Here is a 14,756-nt window from a genome sequence, read left to right as displayed (position 1 = left end):
GGAGATGTGCCGGTGGCCCGTCCCCGAGGGGTGGAAGACGCCGTGATCCTGCGGGCCGCGGCCCGGGTCATGGGCCGCGTGGGACCCGCCGGGCTCACGCTCGCCGCCGTGGCCCGCGAGGTGGAGCTGGTGCCGGGCACCCTGGTGCAGCGGTTCGGGTCCAAGCGCGGCCTGCTGCTGGCCCTCGCCGACCAGTCCGCCAGGGAGGCCGGCGAGCTGGCCGGGCGGGTACGCCTGGGCCACGACTCCGCGCTCGGCGCCCTGACCGCGCTGACGGTGGAGACGGTGTCCGAGATGGCCACCCCGGAGAGCTTCGCCCACCACCTGGCGTTCCTGTGCGCGGACCTCACCGATCCGGAGCTCTACGAGCGCGCCCTCGCCGTACACCGGGTCCAGACGGGGGTCATCGCGGAGCTGCTGGCGGAAGCGGCCGCCACGGGCGAGCTCCGCGCCGGAACCGACGTCGCGGCGCTGGCCCGCACCGTCCGGGCGGTCACCGCCGGAACGGGCCTGACCTGGGCGCTCGAACGCGAAGGCAGCCTGCGGCAGCGGCTGCGGCACGAGCTCGGCGTCGCACTGTCCCCGCACGTCCCGTCCCACCACGCCCATGACCAGGAGGAAGCATGACGAAGGACGTACGCCCACTGGCCGCGAAGGTGGCGCTGGTCGCCGGCGGCACCCGCGGCGGCGGCCGGGGCATCGCGGTCGAACTCGGGGCCGCCGGCGCGACGGTCTACGTCACCGGCCGCAGCAGCACCGGCGGACGCTCCGCGCTGGACCGCCCGGAAACGATCGAGGAGACCGCCGGGCGGGTCACCGCGGCCGGCGGCCTCGGCATCCCCGTGCGCACCGACCACGGCAACCCCGAGGAGGTCCGGGCGCTCGTCGACAGGATCGCCGACGAACAGGACGGACGGCTCGACGTCCTCGTCAACTCCGTCTGGGGCGGGGACCCGCTCACCGACTGGGAACACCCCCTGTGGGAACAGGACCTCGACACCGGGCTCCGGCTGCTGCGGCAGGCGGTGGAGACCCACATCATCACCAGCCGCTACGCCCTCCCCCTGATGGTCGCGCGGAAGAGCGGCCTGGTCGTGGAGGTCACCGACGGCAACACCGCCCGCTACCGCGGCACCTTCTTCTACGACCTGGCCAAGTCCGCGGTCATCCGCCTCGCCGTGGCCCAGGCCGCCGAACTGCGGCCCCACGGCGTCGCGGCCGTGGCCATCACCCCGGGCTTCCTGCGCTCGGAGGCCCTGCTGGAGCACTTCGGCGTCACCGAGGACAACTGGCGCGACGGCGCCGCCAAGGACCCGAACTTCGCCCACTCCGAAACCCCGGCCTACCTCGGCCGGGCCGTCGCCGCGCTGGCCGCCGACCCCGGCGTCATGGCCAAGTCCGGCCGGGCCCTGGCCACCTGGGGTCTCTACCGGGAGTACGGCTTCACGGACGCCGACGGCAGCCGGCCGGACTTCGCGGCGCACTGGGCCGAGAACCTGGAAGAGGAGTACGGGCCCCTCGGCGACCCCCTCTGACGGACGGCGCCGCGCGCCGCAGCTACGGCGTGACGGCGAGGCCCTCGATCAGCTCCGCACCCGGGAGCCGGGCGAACAGCCCGCCCGGGGCGATCAGCTTGCCGCGCCGGCGGCCGCTGCCGACCAGGACGTAGGGCATGTCGCCGACCGCCGCGTCCACCAGCAGCGGCCAGTCGGCCGGCAGGCCCAGCGGGGTGATCCCGCCGTACTCCATGCCGGTCAGCTCCACGGCCGTGGCCATCGGCGCGAAGGACACCTTGCGGGCCCCCAGGTGCCTCCGGACGACCCCGTTCACATCGGCCCGCGCCGCCGACGGCACCAGGCAGGCGGCCAGGGTGGTCCCGCCGCCCCGCTTGGCGGCGACCACCACGCAGTTCGCGGACCGGCCCAGCAGCTCCCGGCCGTAGTGCCCGACGAAGGCGGCCGTGTCCGCGATCGCCGGGTCGGTGTCCACGTAGACGATCTGCCGGGCCGCGGCCGGGTCCTCGCGGTGCCGGCCGCGCACGGCCTCGGCGACCGGGGCGACGAGCTCGGCCAGGCAGTCGGGGGCGGGGCGGGCGTCTTCGAAGGGTCCGATGGGGGCGCGCATGCCCGCACGTTAACAGGGTGCGCAGGTGCGAGGCCGTCGCACCTGGTCACGGCGGGTACGACGGCTGTAGCCGCAATGGGCTCCCTGTGCCAACGTAGGCCCCATGGACGGCAATCGGAGCAGCGGCCGGAGCACCTCCACGCACCAGCACCGGCACGATCACCACCATCACGATCATCACGATCACGATCACCAGCACGGCCGGCGGTGCGGGCTGCGGCACCTGCTCACCCCGCACCGCCACGACGCCGGCGACAAGGTCGACGCTGCCATGGAGGCCTCCCGCGACGGCATGCGCACGCTGTGGATCTCCCTCGTGGTGCTCGGGGCGACCGCCGCCGCCCAGGCCGTGACCGTCGCCCTGTCCGGGTCGGTCGCGCTGCTCGGCGACACGGTCCACAACACCGCCGACGCGCTGACCGCCGTACCGCTGGGCATCGCCTTCGTCCTCGGCCGACGCGCGGCCAACCGCCGCTACACCTACGGCTACGGCCGCGCCGAGGACCTGGCGGGCGTGCTCATCGTGCTGGCCATCGCCGCGTCCGCCGCCCTCACCGCCTGGACGGCCGTCGACCGGCTCCTGCACCCCCGGGAGGTCACCCACCTGTGGGCGGTCTGCGCGGCCGCGCTGACCGGCTTCGCCGGCAACGAATGGGTGGCCCGCCTGCGCATCCGCACCGGCCGGCGGATCGGGTCCGCCGCCCTGGTCGCCGACGGCCTGCACGCCCGCACCGACGGGTTCACCTCACTGGCCGTCCTGCTGGGGGCCGCGGGCTCCGCGGCCGGCCTGCGGGCCGCCGACCCCCTCGTCGGCCTGCTGATCACCCTCGCCATCCTGCTGGTCCTGAAGGACGCCGCCCGCGAGGTCTGGCGGCGGCTGATGGACTGCGTCGACCCCGCCCTCGTGGACACCGCCGAGCACGCCCTGCGGGACGTGCCCGGGGTGCTCGGCGTCGGACAGCTGCGCATGCGGTGGATCGGCCACACCCTGCGCGCCGAGGCCGACATCGTGGTCGGCGCCCACCTGACCGTCGTCCAGGCGCACGAACTCGCGCTCGCCGCCGAGCACGCCCTGATCCGGGCGGTCCCCAGGATGGCGGCCGCGACCGTCCACACCGACCACACACCCGCCGTCGGCCACCTCGCTGCCTAAGGGCTTGCAGGGAATCAAGGTGTCGCTTCCCTGCAAGCCCTTGGGCCCAGTCCGGGCGGTCTTCGCGGGCCACGAAGACCGCCCGGACAGGACCCAGAGGATCAGCGGCCCGCCTCGGTGCGGTGGACGTGGTCCGTGATCAGTGCGGCGATCTCGGGCCACAGCGGACGCGGCAGGTCGTGGCCCATGCCGGCGAAGACCGCCAGCCCGGCGCCCGGTACGGCCCCGGCGGTGGCCCGGCCGCCGCTGACGTCGCACATCGGGTCGTCGGCGCCGTGGATCACCAGCGTGGGCAGCCGCAGCGACCGCAGCCGCGCCGTACGGTCGCCGGACGCCACCGAGGCCACGGCCTGGCGGGCGATGCCGAGCGGGTCGTACGACCGGTCGAAGGCGCGGGCGGTGCGCTCGCGCACCGCCGCCTCGTCGAAGGCGAACCCCGGTGAGCCCAGTACCCGCACGGCGTTGACCGTCCGGTCGACCGCCTCCTCGCGGCTCTTCGGCGCCGGCCCCGCGAGCGCGCCCAGCGCCCCGGGGTCCGGCTGCCCCACCGCCGGGTCGCCCGTCGTGGACATCAGGGAGGTCAACGAGCGCACCCGGCCCGGGTGTTCGATCGCCATCGTCTGGGCGATCGCCCCTCCCAGCGACAGGCCGACCACGTGGGCGCTGTCCAGCCCCAGCGCGTCCAGCAGGCCCACCGCGTCGCCGGCCATGTCGGACAGGGAGTACGAGGCGGACGACAGGTCGCCCGCGAGTGCCGCCGGCACGTCGGGCACCGGCGCGTCGGGGAAATGGGTGGACAGGCCGGCGTCGCGGTTGTCGAACCGGATCAGCTGCACGCCGCGCCCCGTCAGCTCCGCGCAGAAGCCGTCGGGCCACCCGTGCATCTGGAGGGCGATGCCCATGACCAGCAGCACCGGCGGGGCCTGCGCGTCCCCCCACCGCTCGTACGCCACCTCGATGCCCGCCGGCCCCACGCCCACGGCCTTCTCCTCGCTCACCGTCACGCCGTCTCCTCACAGGATGGGAAGACGCCGAACATACCGCCGGGGAACGGCCCGGGAGGCCCTCACGCGGCCGCTCGCCCGTGCGGTACGGTCCGCGGCATGCTCGCCGGACCGGGTACGCCCGCCCCACCGGGCTGGAGCCGCTGGCTCGTTCCGCCCGCCGCGCTCTCCGTCCACCTCGCCATCGGCCAGGCCTACGCCTGGAACGTCTTCAAACCGCCGCTGGAGACCTCCCTCGGCCCCTCCGGAACCGCGTCGGCCCTGCCGTTCCGGCTCGCGATCGTGATGCTCGGGCTCTCCGCCGCCTTCGGCGGCACCCTGGTCGAGCGGCACGGCCCGCGCCGGGCCATGACCGTGTCCGCCGTCTGCTTCACCTCCGGGTTCCTCGTCGCCTCCCTCGGCGCCGCCACCCGCCAGTACTGGATCGTGGTGCTCGGCTACGGCTGCGCCGGCGGGGTCGGCCTCGGCATCGGCTACATCTCGCCGGTCTCCACCCTCATCAGGTGGTTCCCCGACCGGCCCGGCATGGCCACCGGCATCGCCATCATGGGCACCGCGTGCCGTTCGCCGTCGCGTGGCTCTGGGCCGGGCTGCCCTTCGGCTACGGGAGGTACGAACTCGCCCTGAAAATACGCCAGTTGTTCACGGGATGAGCGGAGTGCGCGAGGGCCGTCAGGTCCGGTCCAGCAGGGCGGTGCCGAGTTCGCTCGCCGTGTAGTGCACCTCGCGCCGGTAGCGGTGGCTCGTGACGAGGCCCGCGTCGCGCAGCACCGAGAGGTGCTGGGAGACCGCGCCCAGACTGAGCCCGCTGAGGGCCGCCAGCTGCGTCGTCGTGCTGGGCGAGCCGGTGAGGGCGAGGAGCCGGGCCCGGCTGCGGCCCAGCAGCCGGGCCAGCCCGTCCGCGCAGGTGCTCCGCCGCTCCCACAGGCCGCCGACCGCCCGCGAGGGGTAGACGAGGGCCGGCGGCGTGGTGCCGGCGCCGGCCAGCAGGTGGCAGCGCGCCGCGAAGGCGCTGGGGGCCAGGGTGATGCCCCTGCCGCCGAGGCCGAGCCCGGCCGGGGGCAGTTCCGCGGACACCAGCCGGTCGCCGGTCCAGCGCAGCGCCGGGTGGAGGCGGGCGAACACCTCCTGGATGCCGTCCTCGGCGAGCTGGCGCGTCCGGTACGCGATGTCCGCCTCCAGCACCGCCCGGATCCGCGGCCAGTACGGCCGGACCGCCGCCTCCCACCAGGCCCGCAGGGCCTCGCCCAGCTCCGGCGCGGCCCCCGTCAGGGCGAGTTCCTCCTCGAACTCGGCCAGCGGGCAGCGCGGCGGCGGGGTGGTGAACCCCGGGGAGGCGGCCGCGGCGCGCAGCGGCGCGATCCGCCCGGCGAGGGAGCGGTCCTCGCGCAGCGCCAACGCCTGCTTGATCCACGGCAGATGGACAGCGTGCCGGCCCGGATCCGCGGTGGCCCGGAAGCCGGCGACGGTCTCCCACAGCGGCGAGACCGCGAACCTGATGCCCGCGATGTCGTGCACCCCGAACCGCACTTCACCCACGTACCCACCCCCACCAGCAGGACCTTTTCGCACAGCCTAAAACATTGGCCCCACCACCCCCGCGGCCGACATCTTCGCGGACATGAAGAACCACCACCCCCTCGCCGACTTCCGCCGGCTCTGGACCGCCGACACCGTGAGCCAGGCCGGCTCCGCCGTGACCCTCCTCGCGCTGCCGCTCGTGGCCATCGGCGCTCTCGACGCCACCGCGTTCGAGGCCGGACTGCTCGTGATGTCCGAGTACCTGGCCTTCCTGCTGATCGGCCTGCCCGCCGGCGCCTGGGTGGACCGGCTGCGCCACCGCCCCGTGATGATCGCGGGCGATCTGGGCCGCGCCGCCCTGCTCCTGTCCGTTCCCGCGGCCGCCTGGCTGGACGTGCTGTCGCTCCCCCAGCTGTACGCCGTGGCCTTCGGGATGTCGGTGTGCACGGTCTTCTTCGACGTGGCCGCGCAGAGCGCGCTCCCGCGCCTGGTCGACGCGGACCGCCTGGCCGACGCCAACGTCAGGCTGGAAGCCACCCGCAACATCACCCAGGTCGGCGGGCCGGGCCTGGCCGGAGTCCTGGTCGGCGCGCTGACCGCGCCCGTGGCCCTCGCCGTCGACGCCGCCAGCTACCTCCTCTCGGCGTTCTTCGTCTCGCGCGTCCGCCGCCCCGAGCCGCGTCCCGCCGCCCGGAGCGGCACGAGCCTGCGCGCCGAGATCGCCGAGGGGCTGCGCTTCGTCCTCGGCGACCGGACCCTGCGCGCGATCACCCTCGCCTCCGCCGTCTCCAACCTGTTCGGCACCGTCGGCGCCGCCATGCTGATGGTGCTGCTCGCGGGAGAGCTCGGCCTGTCCCCGCTGCTCTGCGCGGCCGTGTTCACCGCCGAGGCCCTGGGCGGCCTCCTCGGCAGCCTGCTCACCCTGCGCGTCGCCGCTGCGTTCGGCCAGGGCCGGGCGATGTGCGCGTCCGTGATCACCAGCGGGGTGCTGTGGCTGTCGGCCGTACCCCTCTACCAGGACGACTGGCGGTTGGCTGCCGCCGTCGCCCTCCAGGGACTGGGCTGGACCGCCTTCATGACCTTCAAGATCACCTCGGTAGCGTACCGGCAGCGGATCTGCCCCGAGCCCCTGCTGGGCCGGACGGCCGCCACGTTCCGCTTCGTGGTGTGGGGCGCCATGCCGGTCGGCGCGCTCCTCGGCGGACTGCTGGGGCAGTGGCTCGGGGCCCGGCCGGCGATGTGGATCGGCGCCCTGGGAGAGCTCCTCGCGGTCCTTCCCCTGCTCCTCTCCCCGCTGCGGACGTCCGGCGAACTGCCCGCCGCGCGACCCCTCGTACGGTCGTAGGGGGTTCCCGGTGCGCTACCACCACGTCGACGTCTTCGCCCCCCGCCCCTACAGCGGCAACAGCCTCGCGGTGTTCCCCGAGGCCGAAGCGCTGAGCCCCGCTCAGATGCTGGCCGTCACCAGGGAACTGCGCCACTTCGAATCGGTCTTCCTGGTACGGGACCCCGCCCGCCCGCGCACCTGCCGGGCACGGGTCTTCGACCTCACCGGGGAACTCGGCTTCGCCGGCCACCCCGTCATCGGCGCCGCGAGCGTGCTGCACGCCCTGTACGCCCCCGGGACCGGTGCCGCCACCTGGACCCTGCGCCTGAGCGCCCGCACCGTGCGGGTGGCCACCCGCCGGCACGGGCCGCGCCGGTACGCGGCGACGCTCGACCAGGGGCCCGCGGTGTTCCTCGGCCGCCCCGCGGCCGCGGAGGCCGCGGGGCTCGCCGCCCGCTTCTGCCTGGACGCCCGGGACCTGGACCCCGAGCTGCCCCCGGAGACCGTGTCGACCGGACTGCCCTACCTGCTCCTCCCCGTACGCGGTGACTCGCTGGCCCGCGCCCGGATCACCGCACCGCTGGACGCGCCGCTCGCCCGCCTCGGCGCCGGCTACGCCTACCTCCTCGACGCCGACGCGCGCGAGGGGCGGCACTGGACCAACGACGGCCTCCTGGAGGACGTGGCCACCGGCAGCGGCGCCGGCTGCGCGGCCGCGTACCTGCGCCGCCACGGCCGCATCGGCGACGGAGAGCCCGTGGTGCTGCGCCAGGGCCGGTTCACCGGACGCCCCAGCGAGATGACCATCGCCGCGCACGGGAGCGGAACGGACGTCCGCGGCGTCCAGGTGGGCGGCCCCGTCGTGCTGCTCGGCGAGGGGACCCTCGCGGAACTGCCCTGACCGCCGGCGCCGTTCCGCGGGATGCGAGACTGCTCGACCGTGAACGGAACGGGAAGGGCGGGCGGGATCGTGCGATGGGGACGGCGGCTGGGGCTGGTGGCGCTGGTCATGCTGACGGGCGGGGCCTGCGCGCACCCGCTCCAGGACCTGGGGCCGCTGCCGCCGCGCTTCTCCGGGCCGCCGCTGCCGCCCGACGCGGTGGTGGCGGACCTGACGTCGGCGATGGCGGAGCAGGGGGTCGAGCTGAGGCGGAACCCGCCGGAGCTCCAGATGCAGGCGATCGAGTGCCACGAGATGCTGACCGGCCGGCCGCCCACGGCGAAGGCGGACGCGGCCCTGAAGGCCGCCTTCGACCGGGCCCGTTCCGCCTACGGCTGGCAGCCGGGGCCGGACATGGGGCCGCGGGTCCTCAGCGTCCGCAAGGGCAACTGGACGGCGACCGCCTCCCTCACGGGCGGCACCCAGTCGTCACAGGAGCCCACGACCCACGTCCTGATCACGCTCCTCTGCTACGGGGGACACTCCGAGCCCCAGCCCTCCGTCCCGGCTCCGACCCGGTCCTGAGCGGTCGCGGGGGCGGGATCAGCGGCGCTTGAGCTTCGCCCACACGGTCCCCAGCGCCTGGATGTCCGCGTCGTCGAGGCGGTCGTCGAAGACCTCCCGCAGGGCTTCCCGGCGGGTCGCGTCCGCCTCGGCGAAGGCGCGGCGGCCCTCGGCCGTGAGGCGTACGCACACGGAGCGGGCGTCCGTGGGGGAGGGGACCCGGTCGACCAGGCCCCGGGCCTGGAGCTGGTCGAGGACCCGGGACACCTGACTGCGGCTGAGGAGGGTCTTGGCCCCCAGGGCGGAGGCGGCGACCGGCTCGCTCTGGCTGTTCAGCCACAGCATCACCTCGAACCAGGACAGCGGCAGGCCGTGGGCCCGCGTGAGCTCCTGGTCGATGCGGGCGGAGAGGGTGGTGCCCGCCCAGATCAGGCCGTAGAAGGCGTGGTCGCGGGCGGTGAGGTCACCCGGGGTGAGGTCTATGCGCGCCATACCGGCAGCCTATCCGCTTGCGTGTGCGCGCACATAAATATATTGTGTGTGCACACACTGATTTCTTTCCCCATCCCGGAGCCCCTCATGAGCGCGAGCGGAACCCCGAACACCGTCCTGATCACCGGCACCTCCTCCGGCATCGGCCTCGCGGCCGCCGTCTCCGCCGCCCAGGCCGGCTGGCAGGTCGTCGCCACCATGCGCGACACCGCGAAGGCGGAACCGCTGCGCCGGGCCGCGGCCGAGGCGGGGGTCGAGGACCTGGTCCAGGTCAAGCGGCTCGACGTGGTCGACCCCGCGTCCATCGACGCCTGCCTGGAGGAGGTGCTCGCCGAGCACGGACGGCTCGACGCGGTGGTCAACAACGCCGGCGCCGGCCGGGTCGGGACGATCGAACAGGACACGGTCGAGGACGTCCGCGCCACGATGGAGGTCAACTTCTTCGGAGTCGTCCAGGTCACCCGCGCCGCCATGCCGCACCTGCGCGCCTCGCGCGGCCGCCTGATCACGGTCACCAGCGTCGGCGGCGTGATCGGCCAGCCCTTCAACGAGGCCTACTGCGCCGCCAAGTTCGCCGTCGAGGGCTTCATGGAGTCCCTCGCCCCCGTCGCCGCGACCGCCGGCGTCGCCGTCACCCTCGTCGAGCCGGGCGCGGTGGCGAGCGAGTTCGTCAACACCATCGGAGTGGACGTGCCCGCCATGCTCACCGCGGCGGGCCCCTACGCCCCGGCGCTGCGGACGTACGTCGAGCGTACGGTCAAGTCGTTCGCCGGGGCCCAGACCCCGGCCGAGGCGGCCGCGCCGATCACCGAGGCCCTGACCGCCGAGGAGCCCGCCTTCCGGATCCAGACCTCCGACTGGGCCCGCGACTTCGTCGGCCTCAAGCTCGCCGACCTGGACGGCTCGGCCGTCCAGGCCATGACGGGAGCCTGGGTGGGCTGACGCCCGGGGGCCCGGAACGCCTACCGCCGCCGGTCCGCCAGCACCTCGGACGACGCGTCCCGCTGATGCGGCAACGGCGGGACGGACAGCGGCGCGCCCGCCTCGTCCTGCCGGAGCGAGACCGTGCGCGCGGGCGCCGGGATCGAGATGCCCTCGGCCCGGTACCGCTGGTGCAGGCGCTTGATGAACTCGTGCTTGATCCGGTACTGGTCGCTGAACTCGCCCACCCCCAGGATCACCGTGAAGTTGATCCTGGAGTCCCCGAAGGTGTGGAAGCGGACCGCGGCCTCGTGGTCCGGGACCCCGCCGGTGATGTCGGCCATCACGCTGTCGACCACGTCGAGGGTCACCCGCTCCACGTGCTCCAGGTCGCTCTCGTAGCCGACCCCGGCCTGGACCAGGATCGACAGCTTCTGCTCGGGCTGGCTGTAGTTGGTCATGTTCGTCCGCGCGAGGCGGCCGTTGGGGATGATCACCAGGTTGTTCGACAGGTTGCGCACCACGCTGTTGCGCCAGTTGATGTCGACGACGTACCCCTCCTCGCCGCTGGTCAGACGGATGTAGTCACCCGGCTGGACGGTCTTCGAGGCGAGGATGTGCACCCCCGCGAAGAGGTTGGCGAGGGTGTCCTGCAAGGCCAGCGCGACCGCCAGACCGCCCACCCCGAGAGCGGTGACCAGCGGGGCGATGGACACCCCGAGGGTCTCCAGGGCCACGAGGACGCCCATCGTCAGCACCACGATCCTCGTGATGTTGACGAAGATCGTCGCGGAAGCCGCGACGCCCGTACGGGACGCCGCCACCGACTGCACCAGACCCGCCACCACCCGGGCCGCGCTGAGGGTGGCGATGACGATGAGCACCGCCGTCAGCGACTGGTTGACCACGCCCCCGACCCGCGCGGTGAGCGGCAGCGCCGAAGCGGCCACCGCGACCCCGGCGATCACGGCTGCCCAGGGGACGATGGTCCGCAGCGCGTCGACGATGACGTCGTCCCCGCTCCACTTGGTCCGGCTCGCGTGCTTGGCCAGCCACTTCATCAGCGCCCGCAGCACCAGACCGGCCACGCCACCGGTGGCCAGCGCGATGCCGGCCACCACCCAGTCGTGCAGGACGAGGTCCCGGGTCACCGGCCGGCCCCCGCACCGTGGAGGGCGAGGGAACGGGCCGCCGCCGGCCGCCGTATGTGCTGTGTCGTCACCTTGTCACCTGTCAGGTCGTGTTGTGCGCAGCCACGTTGGAGCGGATGTACGCATTCCGAACGGAACTGTCATCCTGCCCCATGCCCCGGCCGCCCCCGCACCCCGACCCCGCCGTTCCACCCGCACCGGACCGCTCCCCACGGGGGAGGGCGGGGTTGCTCCGTGTTGACGAACCGCTCACCTGACCGGCCCACACCCGCGGCCTGTCGGGCCGGCCCGGGTGGCGGGGAGCGGTGATATGTGCAGCGCGTGGAGAGGCACCCGGCCCGGCCAACGGGCCACGGGGGCCCACGCAACCGTTCCCTCGCGCTCCCGCGGCGCTTCTCGGCGTCGGCGGGGAAGGAAGCCATGAACCTGAACGCTCACAAGGTGTCCCAACGGTCCCGGACCCGGTCGCGGGTGCTGCTCGCCTCCATCGCCGCCGCGACCGCCCTCAGCGCCCAGCTGGTGGCGATCGCCCCGGCGGCCTCCGCCGACGGCCCCAAGCCGTCGGGCCACAACGCGCCGTCGGTCCAGGACAAGCAGAGGAACCCGGACAAGGGCAGGGACGACCACAAGAAGAAGCCCTCGCAGTTCCCGCACGGTCTGCGGCAGTTCACCTCCGACAACACCTTCACCGTCCCGGCGGGCGTCACCACCGTGTTCGTCCAGGCCTGGGGCGCCGGCGGCGGCGGTGGCGGCGGCGGTGGCGCCTCCGCCACCAGCCCGGGCGGCGCGGGCGGTGGCGGTGGCGCCGGCGGCTTCACCTGGTGCACCCTCAACGTCCGCCCGCTGGCCGACTACGGCGTGGACGTCGGCGACGGCGGGTCCGGTGGCGACGGCGGGGCCGGCGGCACCACCGGCACCGCGGGCGACTCCGGTGACCAGGGCGGCAACACGACCGTCGTCGCGGCGGCGACCAACACCACCCTCGCCACCGCCACCGGTGGCGGTGGCGGCGGTGGTGGCGGCGGCGGCACCACCACCCCGGGTGCCGGCGGCGCCGGTGGAGCGGGAGGCAACGGCTCCTGCACCACGGGCGGCGTGAACCGCGGTGGCGGTGCCGGTTCGCCCGGTGGCGCGGGTACGGCGGTCGGCCTGGGCGGAGCCCCCGCCGACGGCATCGTCGCCCTTCCCCCGGGCGGCGCCGAGGGCGGCGACGGCGGGGCGGGAGGCGGCACTCCCAGCCTCGGCGGAAGCGGCGGACAGCCCGGCGGCGACGGCTACGTCGTCATCTGGTGGTAGCTCCGGCGCCCTGACCGCACGGACGTGACACTCCGACCGCCCGCTCCCACGGCCCCCGCGGCCGAGGGGGCGGGCGGTCGCCCGTCACGGCGCGGCCGTGAGGAACTCGCGCAGGTCGACGACCGCGTACTCCTCCTCCAGCGCCGCGTCGATGATCCGCGGCAGGGCCTGCGCGTCGAGGACGACCCCGTCGCCCGCGCTGCTGCCCACGTGCATCTGGAGGATCGCCCCGGGGCCCAGGGAACCGACCGCCCTGCGGACCGCCTTGTCCACCGTCATCCCGCCGGCCGGACCCAGGTAGCCGTTCGTGTCGTTGGTGAACTCGATCGCCGCGTACCCGAGGTCGTTGACGTCCTCCACCGCGTCCTCTGTGGTCGAGCTGTACGGGAACCGGAAGAACGGCAGCGGCTCGGCCCCGGACGCCGTACGGATCGCCGCGTCGGCGGTCCGCACCTCCCGCACCCGCTCCGCCGTGTCGAGGCCGTTGAAGTAGGGGTGGCTGTGGGAGTGGTTGCCCAGCCCGTGCCCGGCGGCTGCCATCGCCCGCACGGCCGCGGGACGGGCCTTCGCGAACAGGCCGGTGGGGAAGAAGGTGGCGGCCGCCTTCCGCCGCCGCAGCTCCGTCAGGACGGTGTCGAGGCCGCTCTCGTCCCACGCGGCGTTGAAGGTGAGCGCCACCACCCTGCGCGAGGTGGGCAGCCGCCGGATCTCCTGCCCGAGCAGCGACGCCGGCGGCCGCGGCCCCGCCGCGGCGGCGAGCGCACTCGGGGCCGGCACCAGACCCGCGGCCAGCAGCGCCGCCATCGCGGCACGTCGTCCCACATCCACCACAGTCGCTCCCTCGGCCACCGCACCGCCCCGCGCGGTGCTGCCACGAGTGTGCGAGAGCCCCGGGCGGGGCGCCGCGCAGCCGTGCCGGGCACCCGGGTGATCTCCGTCGGCCGCGCCGCCGGGACACGGTGCGCCCGGCCCCGGTCCCGGCGGGCGGCACCGTACAGTCCGCTTCGGGCACCCCCGCCTCCGTCACCGCAGGCCGCGTACCGGCAAGGGAGACAGCCGTGAACACCACCGACCAGGACCGCTTCCCGTCGGACCCGGCCCGCCCGCAGGACGGGGAACTCACCGGCAGGGCCTCGCTGCACGTGCTCGTGCTCTCGGGCTCCTCCCGGACCGGCTCGGTCAACGCGCGCCTGGCCGCCCTGGTCGCGAGCCTGGTGGTACGGGCCGGCGCCACCGCCGAACCCGCCATGCTCGGCGACTTCCCGATGCCGCTGTACGACGGCGACCTGGAGGCCGACGAGGGCGTGCCGCCGGGGGCGCTGGCCCTGCGCGAGCGGATCGAGGCGGCGCAGGCCCTGGTCATCGCCTCGCCCGAGTACAACGCCTCCGTCCCGGGCGTGCTCAAGAACGCCGTCGACTGGGTCTCCCGCGTCCGGCCGCAGCCCTTCAAGGACAAGCAGGTCCTGCTGGTGTCGGCCTCGCCCTCGATGGTGGGCGGCAACCGGGGCCTGTGGGCGCTGCGCGTCCCGCTGGAACACCTCGGGGCGCGGGTCTACCCCGACATGTTCAGCCTGGCGATGGCCCATCAGGAGTTCACCGAGGACGGGGCGCTGGGCGACCGGGGGCTCGGCGAGCGCCTCACGGCGACCGTCGGCTCCTTCCTCGACCTCGCCGAGGCCGACACCCGCTACCTGTGCCTCCAGCGCCGCTGGTACGAGTTCCTCGGCGACCGCACCGACGCGCCGGTCACCGCCCGCGCCCAGGACTGAGCCGCGGCGCCCGGGACGCGCCCGGGCCGGCCCCGCTCAGCGCTGCGACAGCTCCGAGGGCGCCTCCTGGACCACCCAGCCGTTGCCGTCCGGGTCGCGGAAGGTCAGGAACGAGTTCCACGTGTCGCCCTTCCCGTCCTCCCAGCCCGCCGCCCCGAGGCGGCGCACCGGGGAGACGTCCACGCCCCGCGCCACCAGTTCCGCGCGTGCCGCCTCGATGTCGGTGACGCAGAGCTGGAGGCCGTGCAGCGTGCCCGGCGCCATCACCGCCGTACCGGGCGCGGGCGGCATCCCCTGGAGGAGCGCCACCGAACACCGCGACCCGGGCGGGGTCAGCTGGATGATGCGCACACCGGGGGCGACCTCGTCGTCGAGGTCCACCCCGAAGCCGACCGCGTCGGCGTAGAACTCCTTGGCCCGGTCCATGTCGGTGACGGGGACCGGGACCACTTCGAGCGTCCAGTTCACGCGGAACCTCCTCGGGAGCGCCGGCGGACCCGGCGCGGCACTGGGTCCGAGTCTCCCGCAGGAAGGGGCGCGGCGCCCGCAGGCGC

General features: G+C 74.7%; 17 protein-coding genes and 1 pseudogene. 11 read left to right on the top strand and 7 right to left on the bottom strand.

Annotated elements, in window-relative coordinates; translation table 11 throughout:
• Positions 1-12: 12 nt before the first annotated feature.
• Both ACZ7IF_RS00745 and ACZ7IF_RS00740 read left to right on the top strand, forming a co-directional pair.
• Positions 13-627, top strand: coding sequence for a TetR/AcrR family transcriptional regulator (locus ACZ7IF_RS00745; protein WP_470960983.1), 615 nt, complete (start codon positions 13-15; stop codon positions 625-627).
• Complete coding sequence (locus tag ACZ7IF_RS00740) at positions 624-1,535, top strand: SDR family oxidoreductase (protein WP_470960981.1); 912 nt, start codon at positions 624-626, stop codon at positions 1,533-1,535. The genes ACZ7IF_RS00745 and ACZ7IF_RS00740 overlap by 4 nt, the downstream gene beginning before the upstream one ends.
• Before the next feature lie 22 nt (positions 1,536-1,557).
• On the opposite strand, the gene ACZ7IF_RS00735 is transcribed toward ACZ7IF_RS00740, so the two are convergent.
• On the bottom strand, positions 1,558-2,124 hold the full coding sequence (locus tag ACZ7IF_RS00735) for a YbaK/EbsC family protein (protein WP_470960979.1): 567 nt from the start codon (positions 2,122-2,124) through the stop codon (positions 1,558-1,560).
• Positions 2,125-2,227: 103 nt separating this feature from the next.
• Between ACZ7IF_RS00735 and ACZ7IF_RS00730 the strand changes: the two genes are divergently transcribed.
• Positions 2,228-3,277 carry a cation diffusion facilitator family transporter gene (locus tag ACZ7IF_RS00730; protein ID WP_470960978.1) on the top strand — a complete coding sequence of 350 codons (1,050 nt, stop codon included), beginning with the start codon at positions 2,228-2,230 and terminating at the stop codon, positions 3,275-3,277.
• Positions 3,278-3,378: 101 nt separating this feature from the next.
• Here ACZ7IF_RS00730 and ACZ7IF_RS00725 read toward each other — a convergent pair whose 3' ends face one another.
• Positions 3,379-4,281 carry an alpha/beta fold hydrolase gene (locus ACZ7IF_RS00725; RefSeq protein ID WP_470960976.1) on the bottom strand — a complete coding sequence of 301 codons (903 nt, stop codon included), beginning with the start codon at positions 4,279-4,281 and terminating at the stop codon, positions 3,379-3,381.
• 99 nt (positions 4,282-4,380) lie between these two features.
• On the opposite strand from ACZ7IF_RS00725, the pseudogene ACZ7IF_RS00720 reads away from it, so the two are divergent.
• Positions 4,381-4,833, top strand: a pseudogene (locus ACZ7IF_RS00720) (MFS transporter); the annotation flags it as partial.
• On the top strand, positions 4,785-4,934 hold the full coding sequence (locus tag ACZ7IF_RS00715; protein ID WP_470960974.1) for an MFS transporter small subunit: 150 nt from the start codon (positions 4,785-4,787) through the stop codon (positions 4,932-4,934). The pseudogene ACZ7IF_RS00720 and the gene ACZ7IF_RS00715, both read left to right, overlap by 49 nt.
• A gap of 19 nt (positions 4,935-4,953) precedes the next feature.
• Here ACZ7IF_RS00715 and ACZ7IF_RS00710 read toward each other — a convergent pair whose 3' ends face one another.
• Entirely contained in the window at positions 4,954-5,820 is an 867-nt protein-coding gene (locus ACZ7IF_RS00710; RefSeq protein ID WP_470960972.1) for an ArsR/SmtB family transcription factor, read from the bottom strand.
• An 82-nt stretch (positions 5,821-5,902) separates the two neighbouring features.
• On the opposite strand from ACZ7IF_RS00710, the gene ACZ7IF_RS00705 reads away from it, so the two are divergent.
• The 3 genes from ACZ7IF_RS00705 to ACZ7IF_RS00695 are packed head-to-tail and all read left to right on the top strand — an operon-like array spanning position 5,903 to position 8,594.
• Positions 5,903-7,147, top strand: coding sequence for an MFS transporter (locus ACZ7IF_RS00705; RefSeq protein WP_470960970.1), 1,245 nt, complete (start codon positions 5,903-5,905; stop codon positions 7,145-7,147).
• A gap of 10 nt (positions 7,148-7,157) precedes the next feature.
• A complete protein-coding gene (locus ACZ7IF_RS00700) occupies positions 7,158-8,030 on the top strand; it encodes a PhzF family phenazine biosynthesis protein (RefSeq protein WP_470960968.1) in 873 nt (290 codons plus the stop codon).
• 39 nt (positions 8,031-8,069) lie between these two features.
• The gene (locus ACZ7IF_RS00695; protein WP_470960966.1) at positions 8,070-8,594 is read left to right on the top strand and encodes a hypothetical protein; all 525 of its coding nucleotides are present in this window, start codon (positions 8,070-8,072) and stop codon (positions 8,592-8,594) included.
• An 18-nt stretch (positions 8,595-8,612) separates the two neighbouring features.
• Here the strand turns inward: ACZ7IF_RS00695 and ACZ7IF_RS00690 are convergent, their stop codons facing one another.
• Complete coding sequence (locus tag ACZ7IF_RS00690) at positions 8,613-9,065, bottom strand: MarR family winged helix-turn-helix transcriptional regulator (protein ID WP_470960964.1); 453 nt, start codon at positions 9,063-9,065, stop codon at positions 8,613-8,615.
• A gap of 87 nt (positions 9,066-9,152) precedes the next feature.
• Here ACZ7IF_RS00690 and ACZ7IF_RS00685 point away from each other — a divergent pair, with 87 nt between their 5' ends.
• Positions 9,153-10,007: an SDR family NAD(P)-dependent oxidoreductase gene (locus ACZ7IF_RS00685; RefSeq protein WP_470960962.1), complete on the top strand. Its 855-nt coding sequence runs from the start codon at positions 9,153-9,155 to the stop codon at positions 10,005-10,007.
• Between the two features lie 20 nt (positions 10,008-10,027).
• Here the strand turns inward: ACZ7IF_RS00685 and ACZ7IF_RS00680 are convergent, their stop codons facing one another.
• Positions 10,028-11,137 (bottom strand): mechanosensitive ion channel family protein, encoded by a 1,110-nt coding sequence (locus tag ACZ7IF_RS00680; protein WP_470960960.1) that lies wholly within the window; start codon positions 11,135-11,137, stop codon positions 10,028-10,030.
• A gap of 420 nt (positions 11,138-11,557) precedes the next feature.
• Between ACZ7IF_RS00680 and ACZ7IF_RS00675 the strand changes: the two genes are divergently transcribed.
• Positions 11,558-12,433 (top strand): hypothetical protein, encoded by an 876-nt coding sequence (locus tag ACZ7IF_RS00675; protein ID WP_470960958.1) that lies wholly within the window; start codon positions 11,558-11,560, stop codon positions 12,431-12,433.
• An 84-nt stretch (positions 12,434-12,517) separates the two neighbouring features.
• Here ACZ7IF_RS00675 and ACZ7IF_RS00670 read toward each other — a convergent pair whose 3' ends face one another.
• On the bottom strand, positions 12,518-13,261 hold the full coding sequence (locus tag ACZ7IF_RS00670; protein ID WP_470960956.1) for a polysaccharide deacetylase family protein: 744 nt from the start codon (positions 13,259-13,261) through the stop codon (positions 12,518-12,520).
• Between the two features lie 308 nt (positions 13,262-13,569).
• Here ACZ7IF_RS00670 and ACZ7IF_RS00665 point away from each other — a divergent pair, with 308 nt between their 5' ends.
• Positions 13,570-14,202 (top strand): NADPH-dependent FMN reductase, encoded by a 633-nt coding sequence (locus tag ACZ7IF_RS00665; RefSeq protein ID WP_470962259.1) that lies wholly within the window; start codon positions 13,570-13,572, stop codon positions 14,200-14,202.
• 36 nt (positions 14,203-14,238) lie between these two features.
• Here ACZ7IF_RS00665 and ACZ7IF_RS00660 read toward each other — a convergent pair whose 3' ends face one another.
• A complete protein-coding gene (locus ACZ7IF_RS00660; protein ID WP_470960954.1) occupies positions 14,239-14,670 on the bottom strand; it encodes a VOC family protein in 432 nt (143 codons plus the stop codon).
• Positions 14,671-14,756 lie beyond the last annotated feature (86 nt).

This window comes from Streptomyces sp. NPDC037421, assembly GCF_055602105.1.
The sequence above is the reverse complement of the archived record's forward strand: the minus strand, read 5'-3'. Positions and strand labels throughout refer to the sequence as shown.